The 18,492-nt window shown below is 54.1% G+C and carries 12 protein-coding genes; 4 read left to right on the forward strand and 8 right to left on the reverse strand.

The window, feature by feature from the left end; genetic code table 11:
* Positions 1-140: 140 nt before the first annotated feature.
* Together IEW09_RS04820 and IEW09_RS04825 are read right to left on the reverse strand one after the other, a co-directional pair.
* The gene (locus IEW09_RS04820; protein ID WP_188552972.1) at positions 141-2,921 is read right to left on the reverse strand and encodes a DUF5695 domain-containing protein; all 2,781 of its coding nucleotides are present in this window, start codon (positions 2,919-2,921) and stop codon (positions 141-143) included.
* 88 nt (positions 2,922-3,009) lie between these two features.
* Complete coding sequence (locus IEW09_RS04825; RefSeq protein WP_373282795.1) at positions 3,010-4,203, reverse strand: glycoside hydrolase family 27 protein; 1,194 nt, start codon at positions 4,201-4,203, stop codon at positions 3,010-3,012.
* A 280-nt stretch (positions 4,204-4,483) separates the two neighbouring features.
* On the opposite strand from IEW09_RS04825, the gene IEW09_RS04830 reads away from it, so the two are divergent.
* From IEW09_RS04830 to IEW09_RS04845, 4 genes are all read left to right on the forward strand, one after another.
* On the forward strand, positions 4,484-6,775 hold the full coding sequence (locus tag IEW09_RS04830) for a S9 family peptidase (RefSeq protein WP_229739084.1): 2,292 nt from the start codon (positions 4,484-4,486) through the stop codon (positions 6,773-6,775).
* A 30-nt stretch (positions 6,776-6,805) separates the two neighbouring features.
* Positions 6,806-8,737, forward strand: a complete 1,932-nt coding sequence (locus IEW09_RS04835) for a glycoside hydrolase family 127 protein (protein WP_188552973.1) — start codon at positions 6,806-6,808, stop codon at positions 8,735-8,737.
* Between the two features lie 139 nt (positions 8,738-8,876).
* On the forward strand, positions 8,877-10,352 hold the full coding sequence (locus IEW09_RS04840) for an alpha-N-arabinofuranosidase (RefSeq protein ID WP_188552974.1): 1,476 nt from the start codon (positions 8,877-8,879) through the stop codon (positions 10,350-10,352).
* Between the two features lie 2 nt (positions 10,353-10,354).
* Positions 10,355-11,869 carry an APC family permease gene (locus tag IEW09_RS04845; RefSeq protein WP_188552975.1) on the forward strand — a complete coding sequence of 505 codons (1,515 nt, stop codon included), beginning with the start codon at positions 10,355-10,357 and terminating at the stop codon, positions 11,867-11,869.
* Positions 11,870-11,935: 66 nt separating this feature from the next.
* Here the strand turns inward: IEW09_RS04845 and IEW09_RS04850 are convergent, their stop codons facing one another.
* The 6 genes from IEW09_RS04850 to IEW09_RS04875 all read right to left on the reverse strand — a co-directional run bounded on the left by IEW09_RS04850 (position 11,936) and on the right by IEW09_RS04875 (position 18,389).
* Entirely contained in the window at positions 11,936-13,726 is a 1,791-nt protein-coding gene (locus IEW09_RS04850) for a DUF885 domain-containing protein (RefSeq protein ID WP_188552976.1), read from the reverse strand.
* 102 nt (positions 13,727-13,828) lie between these two features.
* On the reverse strand, positions 13,829-14,752 hold the full coding sequence (locus IEW09_RS04855; protein ID WP_188552977.1) for a dihydrodipicolinate synthase family protein: 924 nt from the start codon (positions 14,750-14,752) through the stop codon (positions 13,829-13,831).
* Positions 14,749-16,062: an NAD(P)/FAD-dependent oxidoreductase gene (locus IEW09_RS04860; RefSeq protein WP_229739085.1), complete on the reverse strand. Its 1,314-nt coding sequence runs from the start codon at positions 16,060-16,062 to the stop codon at positions 14,749-14,751. The genes IEW09_RS04855 and IEW09_RS04860 overlap by 4 nt, the downstream gene beginning before the upstream one ends.
* Positions 16,059-16,310 carry a (2Fe-2S)-binding protein gene (locus IEW09_RS04865; RefSeq protein ID WP_188552978.1) on the reverse strand — a complete coding sequence of 84 codons (252 nt, stop codon included), beginning with the start codon at positions 16,308-16,310 and terminating at the stop codon, positions 16,059-16,061. Before IEW09_RS04865 ends, IEW09_RS04860 begins: the two co-directional genes overlap by 4 nt.
* On the reverse strand, positions 16,303-17,424 hold the full coding sequence (locus tag IEW09_RS04870; RefSeq protein WP_188552979.1) for an NAD(P)/FAD-dependent oxidoreductase: 1,122 nt from the start codon (positions 17,422-17,424) through the stop codon (positions 16,303-16,305). The genes IEW09_RS04865 and IEW09_RS04870 overlap by 8 nt, the downstream gene beginning before the upstream one ends.
* Complete coding sequence (locus tag IEW09_RS04875) at positions 17,421-18,389, reverse strand: proline racemase family protein (protein ID WP_308420530.1); 969 nt, start codon at positions 18,387-18,389, stop codon at positions 17,421-17,423. Before IEW09_RS04875 ends, IEW09_RS04870 begins: the two co-directional genes overlap by 4 nt.
* Between the last annotated feature and the right edge of the window lie 103 nt (positions 18,390-18,492).

Raw genomic sequence — 18,492 nt, forward strand, 5'->3', positions numbered from 1 at the left:
CAGATAAACTTTTGGGCAGACCGTTTGCTGTAGGCAAGAGCCTGATTGGCGGTATGATTACAGCTCACAAGCAGAGGTCAGGCACTCATGTCAGGGGTCGACCCATCTCGAAGGCAGCTGAATCGCGAGACGAAGTTGCATCAATTAATAGGGATGTGTACGACGCGATCTTTATTGCCGAGCGGGAAGATGTAGGCTCCGCGCTCTGTCTTGGGATTCCCCTCTATTTTTATGGTATGACCGAGACCCTCGGCTCCATTCGTCTTGTGCACATGCAGGCGAGCTATCGCTACGGTCTCGCTGGCGGGAGCTAGGTGGATGCGCAGGGATCGGCCCGCAGGGTTGTACTCAATCGACTTGAACTTTCCGGCATCGAGCGTCAGCCAGAGACCGATTGGTGCGACAAAGATGCGATTGCGAAAAGAGTCGAGCGTTGTAGCCTGAATAATCCCGTTGTGCTCCTCGACGTTACCGCCAAAGCAGATCCAGCCGAATTTGTTGTCGTGCGTCAGATACATGGCAGTGTTGAGGGCATGGCCGAAGAAGTTTGGCCCATAGTCGCCGCTGTATGGATCGTAGGCCATGCGATCGGGGAAGGAGTGGAAGGCTGCAGAGGCGAAGCCTTTTTGATCGATATTGGCGAGCGGCCCCATGACTCCGCCATAGCCTGCGCGCAGAAGATAGAGATCAGTGGGGTGCAAACGATATTCCGCTAAGAGTGGAATGGCATTCAGTCCGGAGCCGTAGTGGTGCAATTGGCGCTCGATGCGTGGATATTTCCCTCCATAGAGAAAGTCCCAGTAGCGGCGAGCGCTTCCGTTATAGCCCCATGAGGGAAGCACGGGAGTATAGGCAAGGATCGCATTGAGCGTAACGGTAGCTTTATCGTCGAAGCCGAAGTATCTCGTCCAGTCGTAGACCTCCTCTTGTCCAGTTGAGTCCCAGGGCATCTCGCTGCCGAAGGGGTAAGGCTCGGTTCGCCAATGGTCGGCGCGCTCGCGCATCATCGCTTCGAGCTGGGACGCCTTTGTAGTCCATCCTTCGGCCTTTAAGTCATCAAGCACCCGTAGGAAGATTGTGCCCTCCATCTGGCCAAACTGCGTGTAATACGGTGCCTGGGTATGCATCGCCATTGTAGTTTCGAATGCCTGATCGAGATACCACTGCCATGGCTTCGTCGTAAGGCCCGTTGAATTGCGCGCGATGTGATAGAGCGACCAGTAGGCCGCGACAACGTGGGGATAGTTGTACGATCGGCCTACGTCTGCTGCATCCTTAAGGTTCCAGCTTGTCCAGCTCTTCCAGTCGATCTTCGAGTCATAATAGTCCGAGGGCATAGCATCGGGCTGGTAATAGAAGAGGCTCTTATGGACACCGTATTTGTGTTCTCCTGCATTCTCCTGCAGGTGTCCCCATACGGTTTGATTGACGAAGCTCTCGAGTTTTGCCACCTCTTCTCGATCAGGCATTCCAAACTCTTTCATGGAGGCTGCAATCCATGAACCGGCGCCAGCTTCGTCGCTGAGGCCAGCGATCCAGACGCGTGACTCCTGCAGTATCTGTTTGCCAGCTTCATCGTCATAGCTGATGACTGAAGGAGCACGATGAAAAGGATCTGCCGTATCGGTGTACCACTGTTGGTGGAAGAGGAACCGGCCCATGTCAGCAACAGTTTCGGCTTCGGGCTTGATGGTGCGGTAACCAATACTTTGCGTGGTGCCATCGTCGTAGGTTATGACGAGCCGTGCTCGTCCCCACTGCTTTCCTCGCAAGGTATAGGCATGCCAATCTTTGTCTTGCGCATAACCGTCGTCATGGATTGTGATGGCGTCGGCAGGCTCACTTACGATTGAGTGCACCTGCGACTGATACCGCAGGAACAGGCGTGCCTGAATGTCCTGGGGGAGTATGTAACCGGGGATTCCGACTGCGACAGGACGGTGATGCGCCGCAAGCGTTGGCTCAATCTGCCTAAGAGATGGGGCCACGAAGAAGCGCAGCCCGTAGGAGATCGTTTCGCCCGGTGCGATCGCGGCTTCCGTTCCTGGGTTCCACTCCTGCACTCCCTTCCAATCTGTCTCGGTGAAGCCTGCGGAGTGCACCATCCAGTCATACGAGCCCTCGAAGGTAGCGCCGCGCGGCGTAGGATCGTTCAGAAGGAGACCCTTGCCGTCGCGTGAACGATGGTCGAGGATTGGTTTCCATACTTCAAATGGCGTATGGCCGTCGGGCACGGCCAGCAATACCGGACCAAGACCGGTAAGTCGCGCGACCTGGACGTAGCCAGCATCCTCACCGATATAAGGATCGTAAAAGCTGCATTTGGAGTAAGCCTGCTCAAGGTCGCGGCCGTTCATGATGTTGTTGAACACCATTGGTATGCCAAGGCCACCAAGATGAACGGTTGCGTTGGAGCGATTTGTAAGAGTGTAGCGAAGGGAGAGTTCGCCGTTCTCCATAGTCCAGGTTCGCGTAACGTCAAGGGGGATATCGGCAGGTAAGGTAGGAGCGAGATCTGCCGAGAAGTGTGTCGCATCCATGCTGATCATGCGGACAGGCTGACGGCGGAAGGCAGTGGAGTAGTCTTTCCAGTCGGATGCATCGCCGATGCGTAGTCGCAGGTCCAGATCGCCGAGATGATAGAACGTGTCGGCTGATCTCTCCTTCAGAATGTCTCCTGGTGTGTAGTCGAGAGTTGGATCGGAAGCGGGATTGAGCGCAGCGACTGTGCCGGAGGAACGCAGGAGTGTCAGGTCGAGTGAAGGGCCGATCAACTTGACGGTGCCTTCATCGAGCATCGGGCCAGGCGGTAACGGCTTCGGTGGGCCCTGCGCGATGCCGACGACGGAAAACGCAACCGTGAATGCTGAGAGTTGAGCCAGTTGCAAAAAGGTTCGATAGCAAAGACTTGTTGAGGGCATGAGAATCAACTCCAGCATGATCGAATTAGGAATAAATGCAGCTCCTTCGACAAGTGAAATGTAATCGTCGAAGGGTGAGAGAAGCCTGTTATTGGACAGTCTGGCGGAGGCGCAGGAGCACTACTCCGTGAGGGGGTACGTGCGCATGATAGGTGTCGTGGATCGGTGAAAGATCAACGTGTGCCCAAAGATCGCGGCCAGCGACGACGCCCTTGTTGAAGCCAAGTCGAGCGAGGGGCACATCAAGCGTTAACGGCATCGTCCAACGGTTGAAGATGCCGACAGCAACGCTGCCGTCCGCGAGGGTCTTGCTCCAAACTTCAAGCGGCCCTTCCGTGTAGACACGGTCGCCCTGGCGGCCTGCGGGATCCTGATCGATGGCAATGACTTCGCGGTTGAGGAGAATGTTGCGAGTGTCGGGAGACATCGATGAGAGGTCATTGCCTGCGAGCAGCGGCGCTGCGAGAAGCGCCCACAGACTCATGTGCGTACGATATTCCATGGGCGTCATGCCGCCGTTGCCAACCTCGAGCATGTCGGGATCGTTCCAGTGTCCGGGACCGGCAAATGGGCTGAGCCCAGCTTGCGAAAAGCCAATCGATGCCATGGAGTTGTAGTTGTCTTCGATGTCGCCAGTGGTGCGCCACAAGTTACCGCCAGAAGCTGCACCCCATCGCCAGACTGCCTGCCAACCATATTGACAAAACGAAAGGATGATTGGCCTTCCCGTGTGGGCTAATGCTTCGTGCATCTTGCTGTAAATTTCGATCATGACAGCACGTGACTTATCGGGATCGTTACCCGCGCGTTCTTTCAACTCCTTGGTATAGGAGCAGAGATCGTACTTCAGATAGTCGACACCCCACTTTGCATAGGTGTCCGCATCCTGTTGCTCATGGCCGAGCGAGCCTTCATAGCCGGCACACGTCTTTGCCCCAGGGGAGGAGTAGATGCCGAGTTTCAATCCCTTGCTGTGCACGTAGTCGGCAAGGGCCTTCATGTCGGGAAACTTGCTATTGGGGTGAATATTGCCGTTGGCGTCGCGCGTTCCCTGCCAAGTGTCATCGATGTTGATATAGACGTATCCCGCATCGCGCATGCCGGAAGCGACCATTGCATCTGCTGCGGCACGGATGATTTTGTCGTCAACCTTATCGCCAAAATGATTCCAGCTATTCCATCCCATAGGCGGTGTCGCAGCAAGTGGCACCGCGGCGTTAATCGATGAAGAGCCCAGCATGACAAGTAGAAGCAGGCAGAAAATAGCGGCCGGTGACTTCAAAGCAGATACCTCCAGGTTGTAGTGCTCTTATCCAATTCAGAATTGCATCAGGACTGCTTCAAGAAAGAAAGATCCAGATCTTCGATATTCCTATTGACACAAGAGAAGAAATATTCAATCGTTGATAAACGCAATATTGTATTTTTCATTGTACTCATTTTGAAGCAATATGCGGTTCAGGGAGTGAACTCATTTTTGCGCCTCTTCTTCTCTCTTTCTCCGTCGACTGTGTCGGCTGGCGGCAATCTGAACCGATATCAACCGAACTAATGGAGATGCTTTGCGATTCGGACGTTCACTGTTAGTGGTCTCAGTTCTCGCGCTCTCTGCCTCTGTGGCCGTATGCGAGGTCACCAGGGAAGCCTTCGCGCATGCGCTTGATCGGAGCAGTGAATATCGCAAAGCGGCCGGAATGTTGCCGGAAGCTCCCCACTGGATTGATGATTCCTCGCGTTTCTGGTTCGAGGAAAGTGATGGAACAACACACCATTATGTGATCTACGATGCGCACACGCAGCAGCGCTCTAGTCTTGACAACGCGAAAATCGCTGCTGCTATCAGCAAAGGACTTCCTAAGCCGATAGCAGCGGACCATCTCGCTCTTATGGACCTCCAGTTCGACGCAAAGGAGGCCGGCTTTTCCTTTGTGACGCTGCGGGGAGCATGGCACTGCACACTTCCGGACTATGCCTGCACTTTGAACCAGAACTCGGGAGGGGATTCCGACGACGACCGGTCGAAGGCGCCTGGCTTTGAGGGCAACGACGAACATCGCGCAGTTACGTCTCCTGACGGGAAATGGGAGGCGACGATACAGAACTTCAATGTATTTCTGCATCGGGTTGGCAGCGAAGATCCAGCCACTCCCTTGAGTACAAATGGAAATGAGGGTGATTACTACCAGCGTAGTTCTCTTGCGTGGTCTCCGGACTCAAAACATTTATTAGCGCGCCGCGTTTTGCAGGGTATGCGGCGGCAGGTGCATTATGTAGAGTCGTCACCGTCCGGTCAGATTCAGCCGATTGCATCAGAACACTTCTACGCCAAGCCCGGTGATGTGCTCGATCTTGAACAACCTGTGCTCTTCAACCCCGAGACTCGAAGCGAGTTGAATATTTCATCAGACCTCTTTCCAAATCCCTACGAACTAACCGATTTCGTATGGCGAAAGGACAGCTCTGCGTTTACGTTCAACTACAACCAGCGCGGGCATCAGAAGTTGAGTGTTATCTCGGTTGATGCAGCGACTGGAAAAACCCGCGAGGTCATCGTCGAAACCAGTCGCACGTTTATTGAATACACTGCGCTCAATCCAGATCAGTTTGGAACGGGCAAGTTCTATCGCCACGATATAGAGGATGGAAAGGAGATTCTCTGGCTGTCTGAGCGGGACGGCTGGGCGCATCTCTATCTTTACAACGGAACAACGGGCAAGGTAGAGAACCAGATTACGCACGGTGACTGGGTTGTGCGTGGTGTGGATCGAGTCGACGAGCAACATCGCCAGATCTATTTTGAGGCAAGCGGGGTCGATCCTAAGCTCGATCCCTACTTCGTGCAGGGGTACAGGATAAATTTTGATGGAACCGGCATGATTGCAATGACGGATGCGCCGGCGAATCATCAGATAAGCTATTCGTCCGACGGCCAGTTCTATACCGATAGCTGGTCCCGCGTCGACCTTGCCCCGGTGATAGTGCTGAAGCGCACGGCGGATCGTCAAACGATTGCAACCATTGCAAAGGGCGATCTGACAAAGCTCCCTACCGCGGGTTGGCATGCGCCAGAGGTCTTTGTTGCAAAAGGGCGCGACGGCAAGACAGATATCTGGGGCTTGATCTATAAGCCAGCTAATTTTGACCCTTCAAAGAAATATCCGGTTGTCGAGGCAATCTACGCAGGGCCACAGGGCTCGTTTGTGCCGAAATCATTCAATCTCCGTGGGATGCCGCTGACGGAACTTGGATTTGTGGTTGTACAGATTGATGGCATGGGAACCAACAATCGATCGAAAGCGTTTCACGATGTCATTTGGAAAAACCTGAAAGATGGCGGCTTTGAGGACCGCATTCTTTGGCACAAAGCAGCGGCGCAAAAGTTTCCCTGGTACGACGACACGCGCGTCGGAATTTATGGCACCTCGGCAGGTGGTCAGAACGCTCTGGGTGCTTTGCTCTTTCATCCGGAGTTCTACAAGGCTGCGGTGGCAAACAGTGGGAGCCACGACAACCGTATGGACAAGATGTGGTGGAACGAACAGTGGATGGGATGGCCAATAGGACCGCAGTATGCGGCCTCGTCGAATGTGGATAATGCATATCGTTTACAGGGCAGATTGTTACTTGTGTTTGGAGAGATGGATCATAATGTCGACCCGTCCTCGACGTTGCAGGTCGTCAATGCCTTGATCAAGGCAGATAAAGATTTTGAACTGCTGGAGGTTCCTGGCGGCGGCCATGGAGCAGGCGGGGAATACGGCGAGCGCCGTCTATTGGACTTCTTCGTTCGTTCTCTTGAGGGAGAGAAAACAGTGAACTGGAATGCGGCGCCCTCAACGGTTCAACATAAATAGCAAAGACAGAATGCAGGAAGGCGGAAGACAATGAGCAACAACGTGACTCGTAGAGGATTTCTGGCAGGGATAGCAGCCGCAAGCGGAATCGCGCTCATGCCGGAGGACGCAGCAGCCCAAAAAACTCTCAACGTCTCTATTGTGGAAGACACTGAGAATGCTACATTGACCAACTCTGCGGTAGAGAAGGTTGCCTGGAAGGCCAAGCCTTTCCCGATGCCTCAGGTCCGTCTATTGCCAAGCTTCTGGATGGACATGATGGAGTTGAATCGCAGTTATCTATACTCTCTTCCAAATGATCGGCTTGCGCATAACTTTCGCGTGACGGCGGGACTCCCTTCGGATGCGGTTCCGCTTGGTGGATGGGAGGCCCCGGATTGCGAACTGCGTGGGCACTATGTCGGGCACTATCTATCTGGGTGCGCTCTACTTCACGCAAGCACCGGCGATCTTGAAATTCGTAACAAGGCGAATGCGCTGGTGGCAATTCTCGCCGAGTGCCAAGCGAAAGATGGTTATTTGGGAGCATATCCTGCGACGTTCTACGACCGCCTGCGTAATCATGAAAAGGTATGGGCTCCCTTTTACACCTATCACAAGATTCTGGCTGGGATGCTCGAGATGTATCAGCATACCGGCAATCGGCAGGCGCTACAGGTGGCAGTTCGAATGGCTGATTGGGCCGATGCATGGTCGAAGCCGTTTACGGCTGAGGATTGGCAGAGAGTGTTGCTCACTGAGCATGGGGGCATGAACGAAGCTGCATTCAATCTTTACGCCATTACTGGCCAGGTGAAATATCGAGATCTTGGATACCGCTTTGAGCATAAGAAGATCTTTGATCCCCTCGCGGCAGGCGAAGACAAGCTTGCGGGCAATCATGCAAATACCAATATTCCAAAGGTGATTGGCGCAGCACGCGGGTACGAACTTACTGGCGATGAGCGCTACAGCCGCATCAGCCAAGTTTTTTATGACGCTGTCGTAGAGCATCACAGCTATTGCACGGGGGGCACCAGCAATGGCGAGTTCTGGCACAAGCCTGACGCTGTATCGACCGAGTTAGGAGGAGCAGCGCAGGAATGTTGCTGCTCGTACAACATGATGAAATTGACGCGACACCTCTTCGGACAGCAGCCGGATGCGAAATACTTCGATTACTATGAGCGTCAACTGTTGAACATGCGCTACGGCACACAGGACCGGAACGGTATGTTGATGTACTACGTTTCCCTGCATCCGGGGCTCTATAAGACATTTGGAACACCGTTCGATGCCTTCTGGTGCTGCACGGGAACAGGGAGCGAGGAGTACGCAAAATTGAGCGACTCTATCTACTTTCATGATGACCAGACCGTGTATGTCAACTTATTTATTCCATCGAAGCTCGACTGGACGGAGCGCGGCTTAAAGTTGCACCAGACGACGAAGTTCCCCAACGAAGAGAAGACCGCGCTCACAATCGAAAGCGCGCCGCAGCGGGCAACAGCAATCAAGATTCGTGTGCCATATTGGGCAACGAATGGAGTCTTTGTCCGGATCAATGGAGCTATTCAAAAATCCGTTGCCACTCCCGCCAGCTATCTAACGCTAGAACATCCATGGAAGGATGGCGACATCATTGAAATGGATCTGCCAATGACGTTGCACATCAATATGGCACCGGATGATAAGCAGGTTCAGGCAGCGATGTATGGGCCGGTGGTGCTTGCTGCCCGTCTTGGGACTGAGGGACTAACAACCTCGATGATCTACGCAAGCAACGGACCCGATGACACGGATCGAGGCATACCGATGCCTGAGGTCACAGAGCCCGGTGTTTGGTTCGAGCGTGCGGAAGCGTTACCGAATTACACATTGCACTTCCGTAGTAAGGGGCACGAGCCCATTCACTCGCTCGTCCCTCTCAACCAGATCACAGATGAACGCTACTCGGTCTATTTAAGAAACACGTCAGTGTAGTCGGTGCCAAAGTCTCGTAGTGTATTTCGGGAGGGATTGATTGTTCAGCACGCGGTACTCTCGCAGGGATGTTTTACGCGCTACATCGCTTGCCATTGGCGCTCTTGCACTTCCAGCATGGGCTGATGGAAAAAAGCACATGCCATCAGACCCATCTGGCACTCAGGAGATATTGATTCGAGCCGATGTCGAGATCGCACGAATCCACCCTGAATTGCACGGCCAATTTGCGGAACATCTCGGCTCGTGCATCTATGGCGGATTATGGGTTGGCCGCGAATCCCCTATCCCAAATACGAATGGGTTTCGTGCTGATGCTGTGCGTTGGCTAAAAGAATTGGGTGTCCCTGTGCTGCGCTGGCCCGGTGGATGTTTTGCCGACGACTATCATTGGCGCGATGGGGTGGGGCCTCCGAAGAGCCGTCCTCGGAGCCTGAACGTCAGTTGGGGAAATGTGATTGAGGACAACAGCTTCGGTACGCATGAGTTCATGGAGCTATGCAGATTAATCGGCGCCGAGCCTTACCTGGCAGGCAATGTCGGCAGCGCTACGCCACGCGAGATGCGCGACTGGGTGGAGTATTGCAACCAGCCTTCAGGTACGACGCTCTCTGATCTGCGTATCAGTAACGGTGCGAAGGAACCTTTCAGGGTAAAGTATTGGGGAGTTGGCAATGAGAGTTGGGGTTGCGGAGGTAATATGCCTGCGCACTACTATGGCGAGCTTTATCGGCGCTACTCTACCTTTTTGCACGATATAGGCGGAACGGAGTTGTTTCTGATTGCCAGCGGTCCTTCTGGCGACGATGTGCGATGGACGCGGGAGTTATTGGACGTCTGTCAAACCCACATGCCTGCGGGCCTCAGCATGCACTACTATTCCGGTGGTCCCGCAGAAGCGACACATTTTTCAGCAAAACAAGCCGAAGAACAGTTCGCAATTTTTCAGAGCGTGGAGCAGGCGATCATACATCAACGTGAGGTCGTCAACGGCTACTACCATGGTGACGAGACCGCACTCATTTTAGACGAGTGGGGCGTGTGGGATGCGACCGATCCTATCGACGAGCAAAAGCGCGGCAAGCTGTGGCAACAGAGCACGATGCGTAGTGCCGTCGCCGCTGGGCTAGGGTTGAATCTCTTCAATCGTCAGGCAGACAAGCTTTATATGTGCAACATTGCCCAGGTAATGAATGTCCTGCAATCCTTACTTCTGACGGACGGCCCAGAAGGAAAGAACTCGGTACGTACAACGACATATTTTGCCTTCATGCTCTTCAAGGCCCATCGCGGAAATATGTCGGTCATGACGCGTGCCGACAGCGATTCGCCCCACTCTGTATCTCTATCTGCTTCTCGCACCGATCGCAGCTTGGTAGTCAGCCTGGTTAATTCTAGTGCGACAAAGGCGGTTACGGTGCGTTGCAAGATCTTGGGCTTCCCCGGCACGCGGGTCTCCGGCCAGATGCTCCATTCTAATGATCTCAATGCTTATAACAGTTTTGAGCAGCCAGATCTTCTTCATCCCACTACTTTTTCGCCGCGTCTCGAAGATGGAGTTCTCATCGTCGAGTTGCCTCCGCTCTCAGTTGCAACAGCCACGGTAGAGGCATAACCATGGCTAACTTGCCTGAGCTATCTGTCGCGAACGGGAGTACTGCGGTAGAACCTGAGTTCCGCAAAGCGCTCGGCCTCTTCGACTCCATCATGATTGTTGCTGGCATCATGGTAGGTTCGGGAATTTTTATTGTTAGTGCGGAGATCTCGCGGCAGGTTGGTTCTGCTGGATGGCTGCTCGTGACATGGCTCATCACTGGCGTTCTCACCGTTGCTGGTGCACTCAGCTATGGGGAACTCGCGGCCATGATGCCAGAGGCGGGCGGCATGTATGTTTACCTGCGCGAAGCGTTTTCACCTATGCTCGGCTTTCTCTATGGGTGGACTCTACTTACAGTCATCCAGACCGGTACTATCGCTGCGGTGGCAATTGCCTTTGCTCGCTTCAGTGGCGTTGCCTTCCCTATTATTAGTGAGAGTCGTTATCTTATTGCGCCTATTCACGTGCTGCCCGGTTATGCTATCTCCCTTTCGACGGCGCAGGCGCTCGCGCTTGGCATCATTTTGGTAATAGCCGCCATCAACTGCTATGGCGTTCAGTGGGGAAAATTCATTCAGAACCTTTTCACCATGGCCAAGCTTATCGGCATGGTGGCGCTGTTGGCGTTGGGAGCGGTTGCCTTCTTCCTGCATCCTGGTATCTTCCACGTGAATTTCGCTGGCGCATGGAAACCGCTCAACGTAACGAAGATTGGCAACACTGAAATAACGACCGCTTTCGGCATGATCATCGCTGTCTGCGTTTCGCAGACAGGTTCTCTCTTCTCTGCGGATTCGTGGCATGACATCACCTTCGTCGCAGGCGAGGTGCGCAATCCCAGGCGAAATCTTCCACTCGCGCTAGGGATTGGAACCTCGCTGGTCATCGTGCTCTATCTGCTTTGTAATCTCTGCTACCTCGCCGTACTCCCACTACATGCGATTCAGACAGCGCCGGATGATCGTGTTGCCACGCTAGTCGTCGATACCGTTTTGCCTGGAATTGGAAAGCTTGCTATGGCGTTGTTGATTATGGTGTCTACCTACGGCACGGTCAATGCATTGACGCTTGCTGGCGGGCGTGCCTGTTATGCCATGGCGCAGGATGGCTTGTTCTTTCGCCGCGCAGGCCTTCTTAATAGCTCACAAGTACCCGGCTGGGCTCTGGTTTTACAGTGTGTATGGTCGCTCTTTCTGGTTCTCTCCCGCACCTATTCCGCAACCACAGGAGCATACGGCAATCTCTATAGCAATCTACTGGATTACGTGATTTCCGCCGCTTTGCTCTTTTACATCTTTACGGTTGCAGGGCTGTTCCGTTTGCGTCGTATCCGGCCGGATGCCCATCGTCCTTATCGCGCATGGGGATACCCCTGGCTTCCTGCGACGTACATTGCTGGCGCTTCCGTAATTCTGGCTGCCCTCTTCTGTTATCGCACGGCTACGACATGGCCCGGTCTATTGATTATTGCGAGTGGTGTACCTGTTTATTTTCTGCTACGGCATAGGCTGCCGAAGAAGAGTGTATCCCCGTAGTATCGCGTCTTCGGACAGGCATTGTTCGCTTCTCTATAGAACCTTTCAAGACTGCGATGCAGGTCTTCAGTGGGTTCTGGCTTGCTCGTCGATCCATCGTGTTACGTTCTCGTCCAATATATCCAGCGGCACAGGCCCGAGCGAAAGAACACAGGCATGAAACTGGCGTATATCGAAGCGCTTTCCAAGCCGTGCACGGGCCTTGGCTCGTAGATCAAGGATCTTTTGCTGACCAAGGCGATAGCTCAGTGCCTGACCAGGCCAAGAGATGTAGCGATCAACCTCGGTCTGAATATTCTGATCATCCATCGCAGTATGTTGTTTGAAGAAATCGACCATCTGCTGGCGTGTCCAGTGTTTTTGATGGACGCCTGTATCTACCACCAGTCGAATCGAACGCCACATCTCATTTTCTAGACGGCCATATTCGCTGTAGGGATCCTGGTAGAAGCCGAGTTCATGTCCGAGCTGTTCTGCATATAAGGCCCAGCCTTCGGAGTAGGCGTCATAACTAGCAAAGCGGCGAAATGCAGGCAGATCCTTCAGCCCATCGGCAACGGAGAATTGAAGATGATGCCCAGGCAGGCCTTCGTGATAGGCAATCGCCTCCACATTCAATAACAGCCGGCTGCTTGGATTGTAGAGATTGACATTGACGCGGCCCGGTCGCCCGCTTGCTATAGAACCGGGAGAGTAGTCCGCAGGTACAGCTGTCGGTGCGCGAAAGCTGTCCATCGGGACGACCTCCAAACGCAGCTTCGGTGCTACTGGAACTACCTCCAGAAGCTTGGCCTGAGATTGATCTTCGTAGTGCCGGTAAAGACCCATAAGCTGTTTGGCCGAGGTTGCGTGAAGCTTTGGATCGGTAAGGATGTGCGCGTTGAAGCTGGTCAGGTCGTGAAAACCTTGTGTCTCAGCCAACGCAAGCATCTGCTTCTGGATCTCCTTCACTTCACGCATGCCCTCGGCAAAGATGGCATCTCCATCCATCGTTGTTTGCACATGCTCGCGAATGGCATTTCGATAGAGTTCTTCACCGTTTGGAAGCGCCCAGATTCCTGGTTCGGTACGTCCTGCAGGTGCATAGGTCTCTCGAACAAAGACAGCGAAACGAGCATACGCAGGAAGGACATCCTGTCGGATGACGTCCAGCAGCTCTGTGCGGATCTTTGCCTGGTCTGTGGGGCTGATCTCTTTAGGAAACTGTGCGAGTGGCATAGCGAACGGACTTTTATCGGGTGTTGACGCCGCTATGTCGTTTGCCTGCACAGCGACCTTCTCCAGCAGGTAACGGGGCTCCATCAAATGATCGCGCATCCCCAGTCGCATCACGGCAGTCTCTTGTGCGAACACACGAGGAGCCTGTCGCAGCCGCGAAATGTAGTTGCGATAGTCCCGAACGGTGCGGAAGGGCATCTGCGAGTACATGGATGCCAGGTCCAGATGAACTCCGTTCATCTGGCTGACCGGCATCTCCCACTCCTTGAGGCGATAGCTTTCAACAGATGCTGCAAGCTGTCTGAGCATCATCTCGCGGCTGATTGTCTCCTGATTATCAAGTCCGTTTGTAGACATGGCGCGCAGGCGGCGAAGCTGCTCTGCAGCATGTGTTGCCTCCCGCGCCTGTTCTTCGGCCGAGTAATCGCTGAGACGATCGTTGAATCGCGTGTCTCCTACATAAGTGGCCAGCTCAGGGTGGTGTTCAAGCTCATACTCCCACTCTGCTGCATAAAAAGCATCAAGCCGTCGTGCATCAAAAGAGGGCTTCGGCGCCTGCGCTGGAGAAGTCCTTGTCAGCACAGGCACTGTGAGTAGCACCACGAGAAGAAGGCCGCTTACTTTAGGGAACTCGTTCATATCCTAAGATGTTCCTTCCGCTTTGACGAACTGCGATGCACACTGCTTTTTAGTTCACTTGCAGTTGAAGGGAGCAGTTATGCCCGCAACACAAGAATCACTCTAGCTTCTTTGAGCGGGTATTAATTCGGATGACCTAATTGCCGGACGATTTGCGAGTGCTGTGTTGAACATCTTTTGTGCTTCCGCCAGTTCATCGCCTGTGATCTCAAGCCTGGGTGGCCGAACTGCAGCACTGCCGGTCCCCGTCTCACTCTGCACCCATTTGATCAGTTGTACAAACTTTGGCACCGTATCCATACGAAGCAGTGGAAGAAACCAACGATAAAGCGAAAAGGCCTCTTCGTGTTTACCGGCTTTGGCAAGATTGAAGAGTGCAACGGACTCTGCGGGGAAGGCATTGACTAGGCCAGCGACCCAGCCCCTTGCGCCAGCGTTTATGCCTTCGACAATCGCATCATCTACTCCGACTGAGATTTGCAGGCGGTCGTCGAGAATCTCTCGGATTGCTGCGATTCGTCGGACATCCGTGCTGGACTCTTTCACTGCGCGCAGGTTCTCGTGTTGCTTTGCCAGCTCAGCAATCTGTTCAGGAATGAAGTCGGTCTTGTAGGCAACTGGATTGTTGTAGAGCATGCAGGGGAGATTGGTTGCGCTAATAATAGTGGCGACGTGTTGTTTCATCTCGCGCCAGTCTGATGTGTAAACGTACGGCGGCAAGACCATAAGGCCAGCGCATCCAGCCTCTTCTGCTTCTTTGGCCAGATCTACCGCGCCCACCGTTGAGAGCGAGGAGATTGCCGCAACAACAGGCGACTTGCCTGCCGCGCGAACAGCAGTCTTCAAAATTGCAACCTTTTCGGAGGCTTCAAGCGTTGCACCTTCGCCGAGCGACCCCAGCATGACAAGACCAGTACATCCGTTTTCCAACAGCCATGCTGCATGTCGCGCAAGAAACTCGTGATCGATTGCAAGGGCGCTGTTGAAGGGGGTGGTCATCGCAGGCATTACTCCAAACCAATTCATAACTTCTCCTGAGGGGCTATTGCTTCATGTGAGAGTGAGTGATCGTCGTTGCACAAAAGATTCAGCGATACGGGGAAGATTGGTGGGCGCACCGAAGTTGTTCGCCATCCAAAGAGCGCCTGCGTGGCAGGGCCACAGATCCGTCCCTGGCAGGGACCCATGCCGCAGCGAGTCTGCAGCTTCGCGTCGGTCCACGAGGGTTGCCCTTTGAGTTGATCGTAACGAACATCTTCGCAACGGCAGACAATCGTCTCGGAGGTTGCCAGTGACTGCAGTTCCGACCGCAGCCTGAATGCTTTCTTCAGACGTTCTCCAAAGAGGAGTTCCGACGCGCGCTGTTTTTGCAGCGCTGTGACTTGCTGGATTTTCCCTGAAATAGCAAGCCCCGCGATCTTTCCTTGTAGGAGTGCAGCGCCGAGGCCAGCTATTCCCGTAGGTTCACCGACGCAGAATATGTTCTCAATCGAGGTTCGTTGTTGTTCATCGACTCTGATAAAGTCTCCCTCAAAGGCACAGCCAAGCAGTGCGGGCAACTCTGTATTTGGAACGAGGTGAAATCCGCAGGCGAGTAGATCGCAATGTTCTTCCCAGCTTCGTCTGCCATCGGAGAGACGAACAGAACGTAGAGAGTCCTCTCCAAGTGCCGCTGTTGGCCAGTATCCAGTTTGGTAGGGGACACCTGCCAGGGCAATGCGGTACTGCGCCCCTTGGAGCAACTTGGCCGGTTGCGACCACAACGAGGCTATAAAGGGAAATATCTGCTGCCACGGTGCCTGTTCGGCGATACATACGATAGTTGCACCGTATTCCTTTAGATGAGCAGCCACGGCAAGAAGAAGTGGGCCGGTGCCTGCAATTACAATTCGCTTACCTGCTACATCGAAGCCACCTTTTACCAGTGCCTGAAGGCCACCCGCCCCGAAGACACTGGGCAGCGTCCAACCGGGAAAAGGCAGAAATCGCTCCCTGGCTCCAGTGGCTATCACAAGATGATCCCATGCGTAAGTTTCCACTGCGTTTGCAGAGGAGCCTTCAATCGCTGCACGAAGAACACCCTGCTGCGGGGCATCGATAACACGGCGCCCCATAAGCACTTCAGCGCCAGATGAGTGCAGAGCGGCAACGGCAGCTGTTTTCGCCGCGTCTCGTTCCTGGTTGAGCGACGCTACGCCGTTCCGCCATATCTGCCCTCCAGCGGAGGCGTTATCATCCAGCAAAAGCACGCTTCGCCTATGCTGTGCGGCTGCGGTCGCAGCGGCGATTCCAGCAGGTCCTGCACCGACAATAAGCACCTCAACCTTTCGCATCATCGCTGCGTCCCCACTGTCATGCCATCGCGGCAGACAAGTTGGCACGTGCGGCAATGCGGTATTCCGTCGACAACCGCGCGGCACTCGAAACATATTCCCATGCCGCAGAGAGCGCTACGTGGCGCTCCAGAGATAGAGAGACGACAAGGGACGCCTGCCGCAAGTATTGCTGCACTGACGACTGACCCCGCGTCAACGGTAGTCGCGCGACCATTGATATGAACGATTAGAGTCGGCGGCTTAGCCATGCGCCACCTCCATCCTCGCAACCCGCGACGGGAGGTAAGGGGTTGGATCAATCTCAGACTGGCGGTTCAGAAACTCGTCTGCCAGCAAACGAGCAGCTCCGGGAGCATTCGTGATGCCCAGCCCCTCGAATCCCATTGCAAGGAATAATGTTGGGTCTTCTGTTGGGCCAATGTACGGCAGCTTATCGGGAGTCGCTACACGAAATCCCGTCCATACTCGGATTGCAGAAAGATGGGCAAGCGCAGGCATATAGTTACACGCCCGATTCAACATCTCGCGGAGGATAGCATTGTCTGCCGCGGCATATTCATTGCCATACTGCCGCGAGGAACCGATGAGTAGTTGTCCGGTGGTGCGAGGTTGAATGTTGAATGCAACGGAATCTTCCGTAATTTTGTGTGCGCTCTTCAGGTAGCCCAACTCGACAAGTTGATGCCGAAGAAAATTGGGATACCGGTCCGTGATGGCCAGATGTCCTTTGCGTTTTTGGAGAGGCAGCCACGGGAGAATGGTCTTATCTGCCCCTGTAGCCAGTATGATGCGTCCCGAAGTCAGCGTGGACCCATCGTCGAGAGTGACAACGCCTGTTCCTGTCTTCACCGCGGCGTGTCCGCGCAACAATAGTGCCCCATGTTGCATAGCTTCGGCGAGGAAGTACGCTGCCGCTGTTGGTGGATAGATAACAGCGTCGTCCGGTACAAGCAAACCACCCGCGAGTCCGGCGCGTAGCTCGGGTTCCTCAGACGCGATCGCAGCGCTGTCTAAAACAATTGAGTCTACCCCTGCCGACGCATAGATATTTTGTTTGGCATGAACCTCCGCCATCTCTTCTTCATCTGCCGCTACCCATATTGTTCCGCGGTTTTCGTACTCGACCGTCGGCGGTAGCTGCGTCATAAGCTCTTGCCACAACGAACGCGAATACCGCGTCAGCGCAAGCTGTGCCGGCGAGTCATCCATCACGACCAAATGCCCCATGCCGGCTGCCGTGGCTCCGCCGCCTGGGATATTGACCTCGACAATTCCCACCTTCAAGCCTGCCTGCGCGCACTCTCTCGCACATGCGCATCCTATGATGCCGGCTCCAAGAATGAGAACGTCAAAGCTATTCATTCGAAGCGAATCCCATCGCGAAACGGATCGGTTGGATCGAAGATCAGAGTTGATTCAGCGGTAATCCATGCTTGACCGGTGATTGTTGGGATTACGCCTTCCGGTGTCTCTTTTACCGTCCCAACGAAGACGGAACCCAGAATTCCTTCCTGGCGCCATTCCATCCCCGGAGCAAACATGCCGGAAGCATGCATGCAGGCGAGCTTGGCGCTGGTACCGGTACCGCAGGGCGACCTGTCGAAAGATGCTCCTGGGCAGAGGACAAAGTTGCGGCTGGAATTCTCCGGATTTGAGGGGGGCGCAAAGAGTTCGACGTGATCGATCAATGCTCCGCCTTTGCCGGTAATGCCTTCATCTGCCAGCGCAGAGCGGATTGCAGTTGTTATCGCCAGCAAGTTGAGCCGGTTCTCAATCTTCAGATCAAAAGTATGATCCTTGACCAGCATGAACCAGTTACCGCCCCAAGCCACGTCTCCTGTAATTTGGCCGTAAGCGGGAACGTCAACTGTAACATCGCTACGATGACGATAGCTCAGCACGTTTTGTACGGACACACTGCCATTGTCATGGAGATGCGTATAAACAGTCCCCACGGGCGTTTCAATCGCGTGCTTGCCGGGCTTTATGCGTCCCAAATGGGCAAGAGTAGTCACTAGCCCTATCGTCCCGTGGCCGCACATCCCGAGATAACCGACATCATTGAAAAAGATGACGCCTGCCGTTGCTTCTGGATCCACGGGCTTGCAAAGTAGAGCGCCGACGATTACCTCGGAGCCTCGAGGTTCACATACAACACCCGCTCGAAAGCTGTCGTACTCATCGCGGAGCAGGTTTAGTCTGTCCTGCAAACTGCCTTCTCCCAGAGGGGGTGCACCAGCGATTACGACCCTGGTCGGCTCGCCTCCGGTATGAGAATCAACGACTTGAACGTGGCTAGTCACTGAGTTGCGTGGTGTCATCGTCATAATTGTAGACTATTTTGGATACTAATATGTTGCTATTTCTATTCGCCTCTCAAAGTATTTTCAATCATTGCCTGCGTTACTCTGGGACAAGAGGCTAAACCTT

The sequence above is a fragment of the Edaphobacter dinghuensis genome, assembly GCF_014640335.1.
In the GTDB taxonomy this organism is placed as follows: domain Bacteria; phylum Acidobacteriota; class Terriglobia; order Terriglobales; family Acidobacteriaceae; genus Edaphobacter; species Edaphobacter dinghuensis.

What these genes read in the sequence shown, in the direction of transcription:
- IEW09_RS04840 (WP_188552974.1), top strand. Translation starts at nt 8,877, where the DNA reads ATGCCATCAGACCCATCTGGCACTCAGGAGATATTGATTCGAGCCGAT.
- IEW09_RS04855 (WP_188552977.1), bottom strand. Translation starts at nt 14,752, where the DNA reads ATGAATTGGTTTGGAGTAATGCCTGCGATGACCACCCCCTTCAACAGC.
- IEW09_RS04850 (WP_188552976.1), bottom strand. Translation starts at nt 13,726, where the DNA reads ATGAACGAGTTCCCTAAAGTAAGCGGCCTTCTTCTCGTGGTGCTACTC.
- IEW09_RS04875 (WP_308420530.1), bottom strand. Translation starts at nt 18,389, where the DNA reads ATGACGATGACACCACGCAACTCAGTGACTAGCCACGTTCAAGTCGTT.
- IEW09_RS04870 (WP_188552979.1), bottom strand. Translation starts at nt 17,424, where the DNA reads ATGAATAGCTTTGACGTTCTCATTCTTGGAGCCGGCATCATAGGATGC.
- IEW09_RS04865 (WP_188552978.1), bottom strand. Translation starts at nt 16,310, where the DNA reads ATGGCTAAGCCGCCGACTCTAATCGTTCATATCAATGGTCGCGCGACT.
- IEW09_RS04835 (WP_188552973.1), top strand. Translation starts at nt 6,806, where the DNA reads ATGAGCAACAACGTGACTCGTAGAGGATTTCTGGCAGGGATAGCAGCC.
- IEW09_RS04860 (WP_229739085.1), bottom strand. Translation starts at nt 16,062, where the DNA reads ATGATGCGAAAGGTTGAGGTGCTTATTGTCGGTGCAGGACCTGCTGGA.
- IEW09_RS04820 (WP_188552972.1), bottom strand. Translation starts at nt 2,921, where the DNA reads ATGCCCTCAACAAGTCTTTGCTATCGAACCTTTTTGCAACTGGCTCAA.
- IEW09_RS04845 (WP_188552975.1), top strand. Translation starts at nt 10,355, where the DNA reads ATGGCTAACTTGCCTGAGCTATCTGTCGCGAACGGGAGTACTGCGGTA.